This is a genomic window from Chryseobacterium tongliaonense (assembly GCF_041224435.1).
GTDB lineage: Bacteria > Bacteroidota > Bacteroidia > Flavobacteriales > Weeksellaceae > Chryseobacterium > Chryseobacterium tongliaoense.
Genome location: NZ_JBGFFD010000002.1, coordinates 391,286 through 407,622, shown reverse-complemented (window position 1 = coordinate 407,622; position 16,337 = coordinate 391,286). Strand labels below are relative to the sequence as shown.

Below are 16,337 nucleotides of genomic sequence, written 5' to 3'. Positions count from 1 at the left end.
ATAAAGATAAAACAAAATCAATAAAATTTTTGACAGGATATTAAAATCCTTATTTTTACAGAAATATTTGTTTATGAAAAAAATTCAGATGGTTGACTTACAAAGTCAGTATTACAAGATAAAAAATGATGTGGATAATGCGGTTTTAAATGTAATGGATTCTGCGGCTTTTATCAATGGGCCTGAAGTAAAGTCTTTCCAGAACGAATTGGAATCTTATTTGGATGTAAAACACGTTATTCCTTGTGCCAACGGTACAGATGCGTTACAGATTGCATTGATGTCCCTTGATCTTAAAGAAGGGGATGAGGTTATTACTGCCGATTTCACATTTGCAGCAACAGTAGAAGTTATTCATTTATTAAAGCTGAAATCGGTTTTGGTAGATGTAGATTATGATACATTCACGATTTCAACAGAAGAAATCAAAAAAGCGATTACCCCAAAAACTAAAGCGATCATTCCTGTACATATTTTCGGGCAGTGCGCCAATATGGAAGAAATCCTGAAAATTGCAGAGGAACATAACTTATACGTCATTGAAGACAATGCACAGGCCATCGGTTCTGACTATACTTTCTCTGACGGAACGGTAAAGCAGGCAGGAACAATGTCTACGGTGGGAACCACATCATTTTTCCCGTCTAAAAATTTAGGTTGCTATGGTGATGGTGGAGCTATTTTTACCAATAATGATGAATTGGCACACCGTTTAAGAGGAATTGTAAACCACGGAATGTATGAAAGGTATTATCATGATGAGGTAGGAGTAAATTCCCGTTTAGACAGCATTCAGGCAGCGATTTTAAGGAAAAAACTTCCGAACCTTGATTCTTACAATGAAGCAAGAAGAAAAGCAGCCGATTATTATGATGAAGCTTTTGCGGGGCATGAAAATATTCTGACGCCGAAAAGAGCTGAAAATTCAACACACGTATTTCACCAATATACATTGAGAATTTTGAATGGAAAACGCAATGAACTGCAGAAATTCTTAACCGAAAAAGAAATTCCGGCAATGATTTATTATCCTGTAGCTTTAAGAAAACAGAAAGCTTATTTCCAGGAAAGTAATGATGCTGATTTTGTAAATACAGATAAGCTTTTGGATCAGGTAATTTCATTACCGATGCACACTGAACTGGATGAAGAGCAGTTGAAGTATATCACGGATGCTGTGCTTGAGTTTATGGGGTAGATGGAAAAGAAAATATTTGAAAAAAAGGTAGTTTATTATTTGGCTATAACAATTAGTTTTATATTCTGTCTTGCCTCGATATTTTTTCTCCTTTCCTTATTTAATGATTTTAATATCTTAAAATTATTACTTGTTTCTTTTGGTACGATTGTTAATTTATTTGCATTTATTAATCTAATTGAGAAATATAATAAAGCTGTTTTATATCTTAATTTAAGTTTATGCCTATACATGATTTTTTCTGGAGGAGCAACATTAATAAATATTTTAACTTACGGATTTTCTTTTAATTATGGTTCTTTAAAATTTTTAATACTATTTATTATAGTTTTTATAGTTGTAAATAGATATAAGATAAAGAAGAATAAATCTGAAATTGAAATAGAAAACATAGGACAAAACGAAGAATAAAAAATTTATTACTAAAAAATGGCAATACTCGTAACGGGAGGTCTTGGATATATCGGTTCACACACTGTTGTGGAACTTCTGAATAACAACTTTGAGGTGGTTATTGTAGATGATTTATCCAATTCAGAAAAATTTATTTTAAAAAATATAGAAGAAATTACAGGTAAAAAGCCTGTTTTTTATCCCTTTGATTTAAAAAGGAAAGAGCTTCTTACCCAGGTTTTTGATGCCCATCAGATTGACGGATGTATCAATTTTGCAGCATCTAAAGCGGTCGGTGAAAGTCAGGAAAAACCTGTTGATTATTATGAGAACAACCTGTTTTCACTGATCAATGTGCTTAAAGAATTTAAAGAAAGAAATATTTCCAACTTTATTTTCAGTTCATCCTGTACGGTTTACGGGCAGGCAGATACCATGCCGATTGATGAGAATACACCGTTGAAATTGCCTGAAAGCGTTTATGGCAAGACCAAGCAGATGGGAGAAGAAATCCTGAAAGATTTTGCAAATGCCTATAAAGCTAAAATTTCTTTGCTGAGGTATTTTAATCCTATCGGAGCGCATCCGTCGGCGAAATTAGGAGAATTACCGGTAGGAGTTCCTAATAACCTGGTTCCTTATGTAATGCAGACGGCTGCAGGGATTCGTGAGAAACTGAGCATCTGGGGTGATGATTATCCTACAGAAGACGGTACACCGGTTCGGGATTATATCTACGTGGTAGATCTTGCCAAAGCCCATGTTGCTGCTTTGAAAAAACTGATGGAAGATGAATCAGCAGGTACCGTTATTGATATTTATAATCTTGGAACGGGAAAAGGATCATCTGTGCTGGAAGTTGTAAAAGCGTTTGAAATAGCCAATGATGTGAAGGTTCCTTATCAGATTTGTGCGAGAAGGGAAGGAGATATCACAGTAGCTTATGCGAATGCCGATAAAGCTGAAAAAGAGCTTCACTGGAAATCGGAGACCTCTCTTGAAGAAGCATTGAGAACAGTCTGGGAATGGCAGAAATATCTGAATTCCAGAAACTGATGCTTAATGAACAGGAATACCTGAATAAGGAGAAAAAATTTAAATAATAAAAGAACACTTATCTGAATATTGCTGTTTAAGCATTAAAAGTAATATTTTAGAAAGATTTAAATAAGTATTAATATGAAAACACAAAAAATAGGAATAACCTTTTCCTCTTTTGATTTACTTCATGCCGGGCATATTAAAATGCTGGAAGAAGCTAAAACAGTTTGCGATTATTTAATCGTAGGCCTGCAGATTGACCCCTCTCATGACAGGCCCAACAAAAATAAGCCTACCCAGACCATTGTAGAAAGATATATCCAGTTGAAAGCTGTAAATGCCGTAGATGAAATTATCCCTTATTATACGGAACAGGATCTGGAAGACATCCTGAAATCTTTTGTAATTGATGTAAGGATCATTGGTGACGATTATATGGACCGGGATTTTACCGGGAAAAAATACTGTGAAGAAAAAGGAATCGAGATTTATTATAATAAAAGAGATCACCGTTTTTCTTCCAGCGATTTAAGAAAAAGAATCTATGAAGCTGAGAAAACTAAAGTTTCTGAAGTTGTAAAATAAAAAAATCCCGAAAATATTTTCGGGATTTTTTTATGTCTGTTATATTCTTACATCGGACCACCTTGCTCATCTCCGCCGGTGTCGTTAGCATTAATATCTTTTTTCTTTTTAGGCTGTTCTATCTTTTCACCTTGTTTAAATTTGTAGGTTAAAGAAATTGAGAATTGTCTTGGCTGCCATTGCATATAAGATTCTCTTATCCCCGTAGCAAGATAATTTGTACTTCTCATAGAACGGGTATTGAAAATATCCTGCATATTGAATGATATTGTTCCATCTCCATTCCATATGGTTTTGGAAGCGCCTAAATTAAGGGCATACATTGCTTTTCTATCCTGGCTTGCTGTATTTTGCGGACCTCTGTAGAAACCTTGTAGCTGGAAACTGAATGTTTTGTCTACTTTAAATGTAGCATTCAGTCTTGCTCTTGTAGAGAAGCCATTACCATCATAAGGTTGAGTCCTTGTAGCTTCATTTCCGTCCAGGTCAATCGTATTATATGTGTACACACCTGTAGTTTTATAACCAAACAGGCTTATATTACCCATTAATTTTAACCATGGGAATACATCTGCCGTTCCATTAAAATCAAGACCATACTGTTCATTGGTCCCTAAATTGACAGGAGTAGTGAAATATACATTTGTTCTTTCATCTTCCTGATAAGCTACTATTTTATCATCATCAGTTGTTCTTCTGTAGAAAAGAGTCGGGTTTAAAGTGAATTTCTTTTTAGAAATATTATATCCGAATTCAAACGAATCTACATAAGATGGGTTTAAGTTAACATTTCCTAAGAAAAGATTCTGATTATCCGTAATTGAGAAATAAGGAATTAAGAACCAAGAACGAGGTCTGTCAATTCTTCTGGAATAGTTTAACAGGAATTGATTGTCTTTTCCTAAATCATAGCTTAAGAATACACTCGGAAAAAGATTATTATATGTTTTGTTCTCGTCAATAGGATTACTGCCTTCCAGGTTTCTGTAATTTACTTTTACATTGGAAAGCTCGTCTCTAAGTCCTAATTGATATCCCAATTTTCCGATTTTACTGCGGAACTGTAAGTAAAAAGCGTTAAACAATTCATCATAATTGGTAACGTTGGTAAATTTCTCCAGCGGTTCAAAAGGAATATTTAGTCCTAATGCCTGATTAGCAGTATTATCATAGAAATTGTCATTTCGGTCAATTCTGTATCCTGCTTCCAGCTTAGAACTTTCACCAAGAGGAAGCTCATAATCTATTTTACCAATGACAGACTTTGTAAGGGAATACTGAGAGTTATTGCTTAGTTCATAACTCATCTGTGGGACGATAGCATTGGGATCAATGATAAAATTCGATTCTTGATAAATATCAGTATAATTGTTACTTCTGTTTCGCTGAAGACTTAATGATACAGATAAGTTCTGCCCTTTATCATCAAATTTATGATCCCAACCTAAATCTCCCTGAAAAGCTAAGTTATTGTTATTTCCATCACTTGTTCTTAATGTATAAGGGTTAGGAAAAGGAGGATAGTTGAAGAGATAATTATAATTAAGTTTGCCATCAGTTTCTCCGTCAAATGTTCTTACTGTGGCAGATAAATTGAAAGAGTTTTTATCATCCAGATCATAAACTAATCCGGCAGTTGCATTGTAGTTTTTAAAGTAATTTTTATTTTTAGTTTCCTGATCAGATCTTAATAGCTGAAGAGGTTTATTTAAATCATAATTCTGATTACTGTTTCTGTTGGTTGTTGTAGATTCACTGTAACCGCCACCGCCATTTAAAAACCAGGTCAGTTTATTTTTTCTCCAGCTTAAATTAGCATTTAGATTGGTTCTGGGCTGATAACCCAACGTCCCGATTACGCTCCCGTTGAAACCTACTTTTTTACTTTTCTTTAAAATAATATTTAAAATACCGGAAGTACCGGAAGCTTCAAACTTTGAAGACGGGTTGGTGATCACCTCGATTCTCTCAATCTGGTCTGCAGGAATACTTTGTAAAGCATTGCTCCCTTCAGAAATCCCTAAAAGAGCAGAAGGTTTACCATTGATCAGGAATTTTACATTGCTGCTCCCTCTCATAGACACTGTACCATCAGTATCTACTTCAACAGACGGAACATTGGATAAAACATCCTGTAAATTCCCACCTTTACTGATGATATCCTGTGATGGGTCATAGGTTTTCTTATCAAGTTCTACCTTATAAGGTTTCGCCTGTACCGTAATCGTTACACCCTGGATATCCTGGGTTTTAAGATTGGTAGTGGTTTTTTCCGGCTCGATAGATAATGCCCCGATATTTCCTGCAGCAGTAATTTGCTTGTTAATTAAACTTTTCTTGTAATCGATTGCTTCAACCGTGATATCATAATTTCCGGGAGCAAGATCAAGCTTGTACTGGCCTTTCTCATCGGTAAGCGTAGCATCACTGAATAATTTATTTTCTTTATTACTGAATGTAACTGATGCATAAGGAACGGGCTGATTGTTTTTGTTGACAACCGATCCTGAAATACCTACCTTCTGCTGAGCAAAAGCAAATGCTGCTGCCGAAAGTACAAAAGTAAGCCCTAAGGTTTTTTTTGTGAAAATGTTAATGATTTCCGTCTGATTCATAAGGTATTTTTTGTGTAAAATCGTGAAAGGATAATTCCTAATATTATGAAATTGTTAATGGTTTAAATTTCAAAATATTACGATTAATTTATTATTTATAGTATATATGTCGCGTTTAAATACTAAATGTTAATTGTCAGATTGTTAAAATAAAGTTAAATTTATTTTTTATTTTATATTTTTTGAATTGAGCCAGTCCTGATAAGCTTTTGCATTGATGGCATGCTCTTCAGCGCTTGCTGTGAATTTGTGATATCCGAACCTTGCAGGATCGGCACACATGAATATATAGTTGTTGTTTTCTGCATTTAAAACTGCATCAACAGAATTTTTATCTACAATACATATCGGCCCCGGCGGAATACCTGCGTTGGCATAAGTATTATAAGGTGAAGGTGTGGAAAGGTGCTTATAAAAAACTCTTTTGATCGGTTCTTTAAAATTTGTCTGTTTATTGATCGCGTAGATAACCGTCGGATCGGATTGTAATTTCATTCCTTTTCTGTACCGGTTTAAATATAATCCTGCGATCGTTTTCATTTCATCTTTCTTGCCTCCCGATTCTTTATAAACAATAGAAGCCAATGCATAAATCTGATCTCTCGTAAGACCGGATTTCTGTTCTTCATTCTTTCTTTCAGAAGTCCAGAAGCTATTATATTGATCATCGAATTTTTTGAAAAATTCCTTAGGTGTTACCGTCCAGAAAAAATTATAACTGTCTATGAAAAAATATTTTTTCAGATCTTCTGCATTTTTATACCCTTTTTCAGTGGCAATTCCGTTAAGATCATTAACGAACTGTAATGAATCGAGCTCTGTCTTTTTGGTTACTTTTCCCACCATCTGATAGATATCTCCAAAATCTCCGATCCTGAAAGTATTTTCGGTCTGATTTCCGGCTTTGATCATATTGACAAGGTTGGTATTTCCCGTTCCTTTCTGAAAGTGATACCGTCCGGCTTTAAAAGACTGCTCAAGGCCTTTATCTTTTGCCACAGCTTCAAATGATTCTTTGTTTTTGATATACGGGGCAACAGAATCGAGGATCTGCCTGAAGCCTGCATGATGAGGAATCAGTACATACCCGTCTTTTTCTACATTATTACCATAATAGGTATTGTAAAATCTCAAACCAAAAAATCCTGCCACTACGACAATAAGCAGTACGATAATGAGAATAGCTTTTTTCATTATTTAAAAATTGATTAAAAGTTTTTTGTTTAAACCAAGTCTACCTTACCTTTGAAGACTTGTTTTGCAGGACCTTCGAGCCAGATATTTTGGAAAGAATCTCCATTCTTTTCAGCATAAACTTTAAGGTTTCCGCCTAACGTTTTAACTTTTACGGAAATTAGATTGTTATTTTGCAGAAAAGTTAAAGCCGAAGCCGTAACTCCTGTTCCGCAACTGAAAGTTTCATCCTCAACGCCTCGTTCATAGGTTCTTACGAAAATTTCATCATCTGTAATTTTTTCAACAAAATTGACATTGATTCCCTTTTCTTTATAATTTTCAGAATTTCTGATGCTGTTACCGTGTGCAAAAACATTATAATTAACCAAATCTTCCACATATTTTACATAATGCGGAGATCCGGTGTTCATTACCGTATCATTTCCGTCAGCAGAAATGGCATTTACATCAATCATTTTTAGTTTGATAATTCCGTTGTGAATTTCAGCTTCATGTTCACCGTCGATAGCGATAAATGTACACTTGTCTTCAAAAATATCCAGAAAAAAGGCAAATGCCACAAGACATCTTCCCCCGTTTCCGCACATGGTGCTTTCGCCGCCGTCTGAATTGTAATACACCATTTTGAAATCATAATGATCATCATTTTCCAATAAAATCAGACCGTCTGCACCAATCCCAAAACGTCTGTCACAAAGCTTTTCAATAATTTCTCTGTTTTTCGGAAACTGTAAGTCACGATTGTCGATCATTACAAAATCGTTTCCTGTGCCCTGATATTTATAAAATTCCATGTTTTTTCTCTAAAAAATTGACTTGCAAAATTACTAATATTTAAAAGAAAAACGAACAGCGTGAACTATTCGTTTTGTTATTTAGAATGATTATTTTCTGAATCCGCTGCCAGAGCCGGAAGAATTGTTCTGTTGGCTATTCTGCGACGAATTATTTCTGAATCCGCTTCCTGAGTTATTTGAGTTGTTTGAACTTCCAGAGGAATTGGAATTACTGTTTCTGAATCCGCTACCATTGTTACTGTTCTGAGGTCTCTGGTTGTTATTTTGTTGTGGAGCCGGATTTCTGTAACCGCTTCCCTGATTATTCTGATTCCTGTTGGAATTTGAATTGGAATTTCTGAAACCTCCGTTGTTACTTCTGTTATTAGACCTGTTATTATAACTATTGTTATTATAATTACTGTTGTTATAATTACTGTTATTGGTTGAAGTATTACGAAGTCCGTTAGCCGGTCTCTGAGAAACCGTTTCTCTTCTTTCTACATACACTTTTCTACGGTTATTTCCACTATTTCCGTAATAGTAATAAGGAACCCCGTTGTCATAATAATAATTGACATCATTCCTGTAATAGTAACCGTCGTTACCCCAATAGCCGCCGCTTCCGTAATAACCCTGCGGAGCATAATAATATCCGTTATTATAATACGGATCTCCGTATCCGCTATTTGCATATCCGTCTGAATATGCAAGACAGGATGTTAAACTAGCTATAGTGAAAATACTGAATGCTATTTTTAATAAATTTTTCATGATCTTACTGACTTTTTTCTTTAAAACTTTTTTTCCAATTGACGTATCCTATGATCGCCATTATAGTAAATACCAAATATTGAACCGAAGTGATTCCAAGCCCCTTAAAAATCATCATAGGCATGCAGATAAAATCACCGATGATCCAGAAAATCCAGTTCTCAATGCGCTGTTTGGCCATAAACCACATGCCCACTAAAAAAATAGAAGTGGTGAAAACATCCAGCCAGTTGGCCCAATCCAGATGATATAATCCCAGGCTTGTTCCTTCCATTGAGAAATGATTGTCAATATAAGGTTTGTAATAATATATAAGGGTAACTAATAATAAACTGATGATAAAAAGAAAACCTGCAAACACCCATTCTTTCCTGCTTGCCCAGGTAACTTCTACATGCACATGGTCTTCTGAATTTTTAGCCCACAGTATCCAGCCGTAAATACTCATTGCCGTATAATAAACATTGATCATACAATCACCCAGCAATCCGAAATTGAAAAGTATGTAAACATATATTAAAGTAGAAATGATACCGGTAGGATAGACCCAGATGTTTTTTTTAATAGAAAAATAAACGCTCAGGATTCCGAAGAAAGTCCCGGAGGCTTCCAGCAGGATTTGTAAATCGGTATAGGTCTCATACGGTTTTACGAAAAGATCGTATAAATTCATGTGATCAAAAATAAATAAAAATTAAGACATCTGAAAATGATCTAAATACTGTTATATCAGAATTTTAAGTTTTTATATGTAAAATAAATGATGAAAATTTATTAATAAACGTTAAGGTTTGTAAAATTTTTATATTTTCGTAAATCTTAATAAATAATAAAATATGTCTAAAATTTGGGTTAAAAAACCAATGAGCGCCTATGAAGCTGATATCAAAAAGAGCCAGTTGAAGCGCGTTCTCGGAAAATGGAGCCTTACTGCTATTGGAATCGGAGCAATTATCGGAGGAGGAATTTTTGTACTTACAGGAACAGGAGCTTATTATAATGCAGGGCCTGCATTAGCTTTATCATTTGTAATTGCAGGGATCGCCTGTGTATTTGCTGCCTTGTGTTATGCAGAATTTGCATCCATACTTCCGGTAGAAGGATCAGCTTATGCGTATGCATATGGAACGGTAGGTGAAATTTTTGCCTGGATCATCGGATGGGGATTAATCTTAGAGTATGCGATGGGATCTATGACGGTCGCCGTTTCCTGGTCCGGATACTTCAGTAAGCTCCTCAAGATGTTCGGTTTACACCTCCCGGCCTGGCTTACAACAGATCCGCAGACTTATCTGGCTGCCGGAAACTCTGGTTTTTCAATGAATTTACCCGCATTTTTGATTGTTTTATTTGTAATTTCCATTTTGGTCAGAGGTACAAAAGGTGCTGCCAAAGCGAATAACTTCATTGTAATCCTTAAAGTTTCTGCGATTATTTTCGTAATTATTGCGGGAGTTTTCTTTATCAATACTGACAACTGGACTCCTTTTATTCCTCAACCCACAGTAATTACTGAAAACGGAGTTTCACATTCAGCCTACGGTGTCGCCGGAGTTGTAGCAGGAGCATCCGCTATTTTCTTTGCTTACGTAGGATTCGATGCGGTTTCCACTCAGGCAGGGGAAGCTATTAACCCTAAAAAAGATGTACCTTTTGCCATTATTGCTTCATTAGTGATCTGTACGCTTTTATATATCTTAGTTTCTTTGGTATTAACGGGAATGATGCATTATACAGATTTCAACCCGCTTGGAAAATATCCTGATGCCATTAAAGCTCCTGTAGCCTATGCATTTGATATTGCAGGCCAGGCCTGGGCAGGTTATATCATCACCATTGCAGCTACGATTGGATTAATTTCTGTATTAATGGTAATGATTATGGGACAATCCAGAATTTTCTTAGGAATGTCTAAAGACGGTCTTATCCCTGCAACTTTCTCAAAAGTAAACCCTAAAACAGGGGTTCCTACCAAAAACCTTATTATTTTAGGAATTGTAATCTCTGTGATTGCTTCTTTAACTCCAATTAACGATTTGGCACACATGACCAGTTTCGGAACATTGTTCGCATTTACAATGGTTTGTGTAGCGGTTTGGGTATTAAGAGTAAAAGAACCTAACTTACAAAGAAACTTTAAAGTTCCGGCTTTACCTTTAATCGCATGTTTAGGTATTGCGATCAATATTTACCTGATCATCAACCTGAGTAAAGAAGCTCAGATGTATTCTCTGGGATGGTTGGTTATCGGATTTTTTATCTATTTCCTATACAGTAAAAAACATTCTAAACTTCAAAATGGCGGTTATGGTGAAACGTTCAAAGCAGAACAGGAGCCATTAGAAAAACCTGATTTAGATTTATAAAAAATATAAGCTCAAAAATCCACAGAATTCTGTGGATTTTTTATTTTTGTTATTATGAAAAAGATATTACCATTTTTGCTCTCATTGTCAGGGATATTTACATTTGCACAGCAGGTGGAAAGTTTTACAACTCTGTTAAATGATAAAATAAGCATTCGTGCCCTTGAACTTTACGACGGAAAGGTCTGGTACAGCGGAACGGGCTCAAAGCTTGGGTACGTAGATCTTAAAGATCAAAAAAAGCAGAAACAGATCACACTGTCAGATAAAAACCTTGAATTCCGGACTTTGGGGCAGGATAAAAATTCCTTTTATACCATTAATGTTGGAAGCCCGGCTTACTTTTTTAGGATTGATAAAAAAGATCTGAAATCACAAATTGTATTTACCGATACCGTGAAAACAGCATTTTACGATGCATTACATTTTGTTAACGATAAACTGGCCTATACTTTCAGTGATGCGGATAAGGATAATGATCTTAAGCTGGCGGTTTATGAAAAAGGAAAATGGAGTATCCCCAATTATAACCTGAAACTGAATGAAGGCGAAGCAGCCTTTGCAGCCAGTAATACCAATATTGCCACCTCAAAAAATTATTTATGGATTGCAACAGGTGGTAAAGCTTCGAGAATTTTGAGGTTAAACTTTAAGACTCAAAAATTTGAGGTTTTTACAACACCTTTTATTCAGGGAGAATCTTCCCAGGGGATGTATTCCATAGATTTTTATGAAGATCAGTTTGGAATTGCCGTAGGAGGAGATTACACCAAACAGCCAGATAACGTAAATAATATCGCAACTACAAATGACGGTGGAAAAAGCTGGCAGGTACAGGCTTCCGGACAGAACGCAGGCTATACAACCTGTGTGAAGATACGTCCCGGATCAAAAGGAAAAGAAATCATAGCAGTCGGCGACCAGCACATCAGCTATTCTTCCGATTTCGGTAAAACATGGAAGAAAATTTCAGATGAGAAAAATCTTTATGTTTGTGCATGGTCGGATGAAAATACAGTTGTTTTCGCAGGAAAAGACAGAATTGCGGTTATGAAATTAAAATTTTAAATGTTCAGGATAGAGTATATCTCTGTAAATCCCGTTTGATTTAATAATCTTCAGTTTACTTTTGAATAAAATTCCTTCATGAAAAGTTTAAAAATATTTCTTCTTCTGATTCTTCCCATTTTAGGGTACAGTCAGAAAATAAGGGTTTTTATTTTAGCCGGTCAGTCCAATATGAATGGTTTCGGGTATAATAAAGACCTGCCCAATGATTTGAAAACCTTTAAAGATGTTTATATTTTTCAGGGAAATTCAGTTCCTGACGGAGATCTGAACGGAGGAACAGGGAAATGGGACGTTTTGAAGCCGGGAAACGGAACAGGATTTAAAACCAATGGAAAAACCAACACACTTTCAGACAGATTCGGACCTGAGCTTTCATTTGCAAAAAGAATAAAAGAGCTTTTCCCGAATGATAAAATTGCCCTGATCAAATATGCAAGAGAAGGAACTTCAATAGACAGTCTTGCCAAAGCAGGCTTCGGATGTTGGGATGCAGATTTTCATGGTAAAAACGGGATTAATCAATACGATCATTTTCTGAAAACCGTAAAAAATGCTTTATCAGAAACCGATATCGACGGAAACGGAAAGAAGGATGAGATTATTCCTTCCGGTATTATCTGGATGCAGGGCGAAGGAGATGCCAGTTATAGCGAAGAAATTGCCAATAACTATTACGGGCATCTGAAAATCTTAATGAACCAGATGCGGGCAACATTACTTACTGATGATCTGCCGGTTGTCATCGGAAAGATTTCTGATTCCGGGAAAGATAAAACAGGAAAAGTATGGGCAAGGGGAGAGCTGGTACAATATGCCCAGGAGCAATTTGCGAAAAATGATAAAAATGCAGCCATCGTACGCTCAACAAAGAAATATAATTACGGAAACGACCCGTGGCATTACGATAGTGCGGGATATATAGACCTTGGAAAAAATTTTGCAGAAGAGGTATTTAGACTGATTATAAATTTCGAAAATAAACCCTAATATAATTCATGATTTAAAATTCAGAAGTTATGAGTAATTTTGTAAAATGAAATTTGCTTTTTGAATTTCATGCGTTTGATAAAAATTTAAAATGAATTCTTTAATAGATAAATATAATATTCCCGGACCGCGTTATACGTCTTATCCTACTGTTCCTTATTGGGACGAAACTACATTTTCTCCTGAAAAATGGAAAGAAAGTGTGATAAGGTCTTTCCATGAAACCAACCCGGAAGAAGGAATTTCTATTTATATTCACCTGCCTTTCTGTGAGGCATTATGTACGTTTTGTGCCTGTCATAAGCGTATCACGAAACAGCATAGCGTTGAAACACCTTATCTTGAAAGTGTTTTAAAAGAATGGCAGCTTTATCTTCAGCTTTTTAATGAAAAACCGAAACTGAAGGAGCTTCACTTAGGTGGCGGAACCCCTACATTTTTCTCACCTAAAAATTTAAAAACCTTATTGGAAGGGATTTTTGCAACCGTTGAGATTGCAGAGCATCCTGAGTTTTCTTTTGAAGGTCATCCGAATAATACAACCAGAGAGCATTTACAGACCTTATATGATTTAGGTTTCAGAAGAGTAAGCTTCGGGGTCCAGGATTATGATCCGAAAGTTCAGAAGGCAATCAACAGAATCCAGCCTTTTGAAAAGGTAAAAGAAGTAACGGAACTGGCAAGAGAAATCGGGTACAGAGGGATCAGCCATGATCTTGTTTTCGGGCTTCCGCATCAGCATTGGAATGCCATGGAACATACGATCAGAAAAACACTGGAACTGAAACCGGACCGGCTTGCATTTTATTCATATGCACACGTACCGTGGATAAAAGGAGTAGGGCAAAGAGGTTTTGATGAAAATGACTTACCGAGCGGAGAAGAAAAAAGACGTTTATATGAAGACGGAAAAAAACTCCTGGAAAGTTTAGGATATATTGAAGTGGGGATGGATCATTTTTCTTTAGAACATGATGATCTGTACCAGTCTTTAATTCAGAAAAAGCTTCACCGTAATTTTATGGGCTATACTTCGAGCAAAACCCAGTTGATGGTGGGACTTGGAATGTCTGCCATTTCAGATTCATGGTATGCTTTTGCCCAAAATGTAAAAACAGTGGAAGAATACCAGAAGATTGTTGAAGAAGGGGAAATTCCTGTAGTAAAAGGACATATCCTGAGCCAGGAAGACCTCATTGTAAGAAGACATATCCTGAATTTAATGTGTCAGCTTGAAACAACCTGGGATATTCAGAGTTCTTTCCCTGAGCTGAAAAATGCTTTGGAAATGCTGAAGGAAATGGAAAAAGATGAACTGGTTGAAATTAATGACCGTCAGATAAAAATTACAGAAAAAGGAAGAGCCTTTACGAGAAATGTAGCAATGGTTTTTGACCTCAGAATGATGAGAAATAAGCCTGAGACCAGAATTTTCTCGATGACGATATAATAAAAAGCGATTCGTACTGAATCGCTTTTTTATTTAATTTAGGCAACTATATATCATTTTACACTCATCATTTTTTTATTAACGCAAAGCTTTTAAAATCCGATTGCGATATTTTAAGAAAAGCAAAGAAAAGCAGTAAAACTGCTATGAAGCATTCTTTTGAAAATCTATTTTAATAGATTAAAAACTTTGCTCATCTTAATAGGCTCGACTCATCATTTTCTTTGCGATAAAAACCGATCAAAGAAGCAAGAAAAAAATAAGTGTAAAAGGTATATAGTTATCTTAATTTATAAAGCTTGTAGTTACTTAATAATTATTTTCTGGCTGTAAGATTTCAATTCTCCTGATTTAAGATTGATATAATAAACCCCTGCCGGAATTCCTGAAATATCAATGCTGTTATCATTATTGATTGGGACATTTTCCAAAATTTTTCTTCCCTCTGCACTGATGATTTCTGCCGATACTTTTTTGTCCTTCAATCCTTCAATAAAGATTTTTTCCGATGCCGGATTCGGATGGATTCTGATCTGGCTTAAACTGTTACTTTCCTGTGCAGATAATGAACCTGTGGTGATTTTATATACTTTTCCGTTGTTCACAGCAGCTACATACAGCTCTTTCTGGCTGTCTTGTCCGAAAGTTGAAAAATTATTTCCGCTATACGCCGGAGTCCAGGTGATTGAGTTATCAGAATTAAGAATTCCGATTTGTGTAGAGCAGTAATCTGCGAAAAAATATTTTCCCTGTAGGGCGGGATAGAGGCTTCCTCTATAAACATAACCTCCGGTAATGGAACATTTTCCCCCGGAATGATCATAAACAGCTATTGGAAAGGTCATTGTAGCGGCACTTGCACACCCGGAAGTGTTATAAGCGTCATTGCCTTCATAGCAGCGCCATCCGTAATTGATTCCCGCCTGGGTGATCGGCATTTTATTGATTTCTTCAATATTCCCCTGTCCCACATCTGCAATCATCACATTGCCGGTAGTGAGGTCAAAAGACCATTTCCAGGCATTTCTAAGACCATAAGACCATACTTCATCCGCACCGTCAACGCCTACAAAAGGATTTCCGGCAGGAATATTATATGCACCTGTAGCGTTTACATCGATTCTGAGCATTTTTCCGAGAAGTGAATTTTTATTCTGGGCATTATTATTCGGATCGCCCGCGCTTCCGCCGTCTCCGGTTACAATCCATAAGTTTCCGTCCGGTGCAAAATGAATGCTTCCGCCATTATGATTGGCAAATGGTTTGGGAATGTTCAGTAAGATTTTTTCTGATGCTGCATCTGCTACATTCGGGTCGGAAGTTACCGTATATCTCGCGACAATGATATTTCCGGCAGTATTGTTATAATAAACAAAAAAATACCCGTTAGTCGAGTATTGCGGGTGGAATGCCAATCCCAGAAGTCCTCTTTCCCCGCCATAATTCACTTTGGAGCTGATGTCCAGAAAGCTGGTGGGAACAACGTTTCCGTTGGGTTGTAAGATCTTTATCTTTCCATCCTGCTGTACGACAAACAACCGGCTGTCATTGGCGTTGGTAATCTCGACGGGACTCGTGAATCCGCTTGCAAATTCTTCCAAATTAATACTTTGAGAATTAAGGATTAAGGAAGAAAAAACACTTGCTGTAAAAAGTAGTTTTTTCATAATATTTTGATATTTAAGGTATTGAATTAGGAATGAAAATTTCATACCAATTAAAATTTATAAATTCTGTTAAAATAGGTTGCAAATATTGATAAATCTTAAATAGAAGTCAGGATGCCGATATATCTGAAAATAAACGATTTCTGTTGTTAAATGTTCATAAAATATAAAGAAAATCATTATATTTGCCGACTTAATTTAACGTAGTTATAACAAA

General features: G+C 35.9%; 14 protein-coding genes. 8 read left to right on the top strand and 6 right to left on the bottom strand.

Going from position 1 to position 16,337, the window contains the following annotated elements:
* Positions 1-73 precede the first annotated feature (73 nt).
* From AB8P06_RS06040 to AB8P06_RS06025, 4 genes are all read left to right on the top strand, one after another.
* Positions 74-1,198 (top strand): DegT/DnrJ/EryC1/StrS family aminotransferase, encoded by a 1,125-nt coding sequence (locus tag AB8P06_RS06040; protein WP_369839279.1) that lies wholly within the window; start codon positions 74-76, stop codon positions 1,196-1,198.
* Complete coding sequence (locus tag AB8P06_RS06035; RefSeq protein WP_369839276.1) at positions 1,199-1,609, top strand: hypothetical protein; 411 nt, start codon at positions 1,199-1,201, stop codon at positions 1,607-1,609.
* A gap of 18 nt (positions 1,610-1,627) precedes the next feature.
* Complete coding sequence (galE, locus tag AB8P06_RS06030; protein WP_369839274.1) at positions 1,628-2,647, top strand: UDP-glucose 4-epimerase GalE; 1,020 nt, start codon at positions 1,628-1,630, stop codon at positions 2,645-2,647.
* A 123-nt stretch (positions 2,648-2,770) separates the two neighbouring features.
* Positions 2,771-3,217, top strand: coding sequence for an adenylyltransferase/cytidyltransferase family protein (locus tag AB8P06_RS06025; RefSeq protein ID WP_007842818.1), 447 nt, complete (start codon positions 2,771-2,773; stop codon positions 3,215-3,217).
* Positions 3,218-3,264: 47 nt separating this feature from the next.
* Here AB8P06_RS06025 and AB8P06_RS06020 read toward each other — a convergent pair whose 3' ends face one another.
* The 5 genes from AB8P06_RS06020 to pnuC form a co-directional block, all read right to left on the bottom strand.
* On the bottom strand, positions 3,265-5,832 hold the full coding sequence (locus tag AB8P06_RS06020) for a TonB-dependent receptor domain-containing protein (RefSeq protein ID WP_369839270.1): 2,568 nt from the start codon (positions 5,830-5,832) through the stop codon (positions 3,265-3,267).
* 168 nt (positions 5,833-6,000) lie between these two features.
* Positions 6,001-7,026: an endolytic transglycosylase MltG gene (gene mltG, locus AB8P06_RS06015; protein WP_369839267.1), complete on the bottom strand. Its 1,026-nt coding sequence runs from the start codon at positions 7,024-7,026 to the stop codon at positions 6,001-6,003.
* A gap of 29 nt (positions 7,027-7,055) precedes the next feature.
* The gene (gene dapF, locus AB8P06_RS06010; protein ID WP_369839264.1) at positions 7,056-7,823 is read right to left on the bottom strand and encodes a diaminopimelate epimerase; all 768 of its coding nucleotides are present in this window, start codon (positions 7,821-7,823) and stop codon (positions 7,056-7,058) included.
* 90 nt (positions 7,824-7,913) lie between these two features.
* Positions 7,914-8,579 (bottom strand): hypothetical protein, encoded by a 666-nt coding sequence (locus AB8P06_RS06005; protein ID WP_369839261.1) that lies wholly within the window; start codon positions 8,577-8,579, stop codon positions 7,914-7,916.
* A gap of 4 nt (positions 8,580-8,583) precedes the next feature.
* Positions 8,584-9,252 (bottom strand): nicotinamide riboside transporter PnuC, encoded by a 669-nt coding sequence (gene pnuC / locus AB8P06_RS06000; RefSeq protein ID WP_369839258.1) that lies wholly within the window; start codon positions 9,250-9,252, stop codon positions 8,584-8,586.
* 163 nt (positions 9,253-9,415) lie between these two features.
* Between pnuC and AB8P06_RS05995 the strand changes: the two genes are divergently transcribed.
* The 4 genes from AB8P06_RS05995 (at position 9,416) to hemN (ending at position 14,453) form a co-directional block, all read left to right on the top strand.
* The gene (locus AB8P06_RS05995) at positions 9,416-10,945 is read left to right on the top strand and encodes an APC family permease (protein ID WP_369839256.1); all 1,530 of its coding nucleotides are present in this window, start codon (positions 9,416-9,418) and stop codon (positions 10,943-10,945) included.
* Positions 10,946-10,999: 54 nt separating this feature from the next.
* Positions 11,000-12,013 carry a WD40/YVTN/BNR-like repeat-containing protein gene (locus AB8P06_RS05990; protein WP_369839254.1) on the top strand — a complete coding sequence of 338 codons (1,014 nt, stop codon included), beginning with the start codon at positions 11,000-11,002 and terminating at the stop codon, positions 12,011-12,013.
* Positions 12,014-12,091: 78 nt separating this feature from the next.
* Entirely contained in the window at positions 12,092-13,003 is a 912-nt protein-coding gene (locus AB8P06_RS05985) for a sialate O-acetylesterase (RefSeq protein ID WP_369839251.1), read from the top strand.
* Between the two features lie 91 nt (positions 13,004-13,094).
* Positions 13,095-14,453 (top strand): oxygen-independent coproporphyrinogen III oxidase, encoded by a 1,359-nt coding sequence (gene hemN, locus AB8P06_RS05980; RefSeq protein ID WP_369839248.1) that lies wholly within the window; start codon positions 13,095-13,097, stop codon positions 14,451-14,453.
* A 305-nt stretch (positions 14,454-14,758) separates the two neighbouring features.
* On the opposite strand, the gene AB8P06_RS05975 is transcribed toward hemN, so the two are convergent.
* On the bottom strand, positions 14,759-16,120 hold the full coding sequence (locus AB8P06_RS05975) for a PQQ-dependent sugar dehydrogenase (protein ID WP_369839245.1): 1,362 nt from the start codon (positions 16,118-16,120) through the stop codon (positions 14,759-14,761).
* Positions 16,121-16,337 lie beyond the last annotated feature (217 nt).

Bases quoted from the DNA above. Each gene is read 5' to 3' on its own strand.
- AB8P06_RS06040 (WP_369839279.1), top strand. From the start codon at position 74: ATGAAAAAAATTCAGATGGTTGACTTACAAAGTCAGTATTACAAGATA.
- AB8P06_RS06035 (WP_369839276.1), top strand. From the start codon at position 1,199: ATGGAAAAGAAAATATTTGAAAAAAAGGTAGTTTATTATTTGGCTATA.
- galE (WP_369839274.1), top strand. From the start codon at position 1,628: ATGGCAATACTCGTAACGGGAGGTCTTGGATATATCGGTTCACACACT.
- AB8P06_RS06025 (WP_007842818.1), top strand. From the start codon at position 2,771: ATGAAAACACAAAAAATAGGAATAACCTTTTCCTCTTTTGATTTACTT.
- AB8P06_RS06020 (WP_369839270.1), bottom strand. From the start codon at position 5,832: ATGAATCAGACGGAAATCATTAACATTTTCACAAAAAAAACCTTAGGG.
- mltG (WP_369839267.1), bottom strand. From the start codon at position 7,026: ATGAAAAAAGCTATTCTCATTATCGTACTGCTTATTGTCGTAGTGGCA.
- dapF (WP_369839264.1), bottom strand. From the start codon at position 7,823: ATGGAATTTTATAAATATCAGGGCACAGGAAACGATTTTGTAATGATC.
- AB8P06_RS06005 (WP_369839261.1), bottom strand. From the start codon at position 8,579: ATGAAAAATTTATTAAAAATAGCATTCAGTATTTTCACTATAGCTAGT.
- pnuC (WP_369839258.1), bottom strand. From the start codon at position 9,252: ATGAATTTATACGATCTTTTCGTAAAACCGTATGAGACCTATACCGAT.
- AB8P06_RS05995 (WP_369839256.1), top strand. From the start codon at position 9,416: ATGTCTAAAATTTGGGTTAAAAAACCAATGAGCGCCTATGAAGCTGAT.
- AB8P06_RS05990 (WP_369839254.1), top strand. From the start codon at position 11,000: ATGAAAAAGATATTACCATTTTTGCTCTCATTGTCAGGGATATTTACA.
- AB8P06_RS05985 (WP_369839251.1), top strand. From the start codon at position 12,092: ATGAAAAGTTTAAAAATATTTCTTCTTCTGATTCTTCCCATTTTAGGG.
- hemN (WP_369839248.1), top strand. From the start codon at position 13,095: ATGAATTCTTTAATAGATAAATATAATATTCCCGGACCGCGTTATACG.
- AB8P06_RS05975 (WP_369839245.1), bottom strand. From the start codon at position 16,120: ATGAAAAAACTACTTTTTACAGCAAGTGTTTTTTCTTCCTTAATCCTT.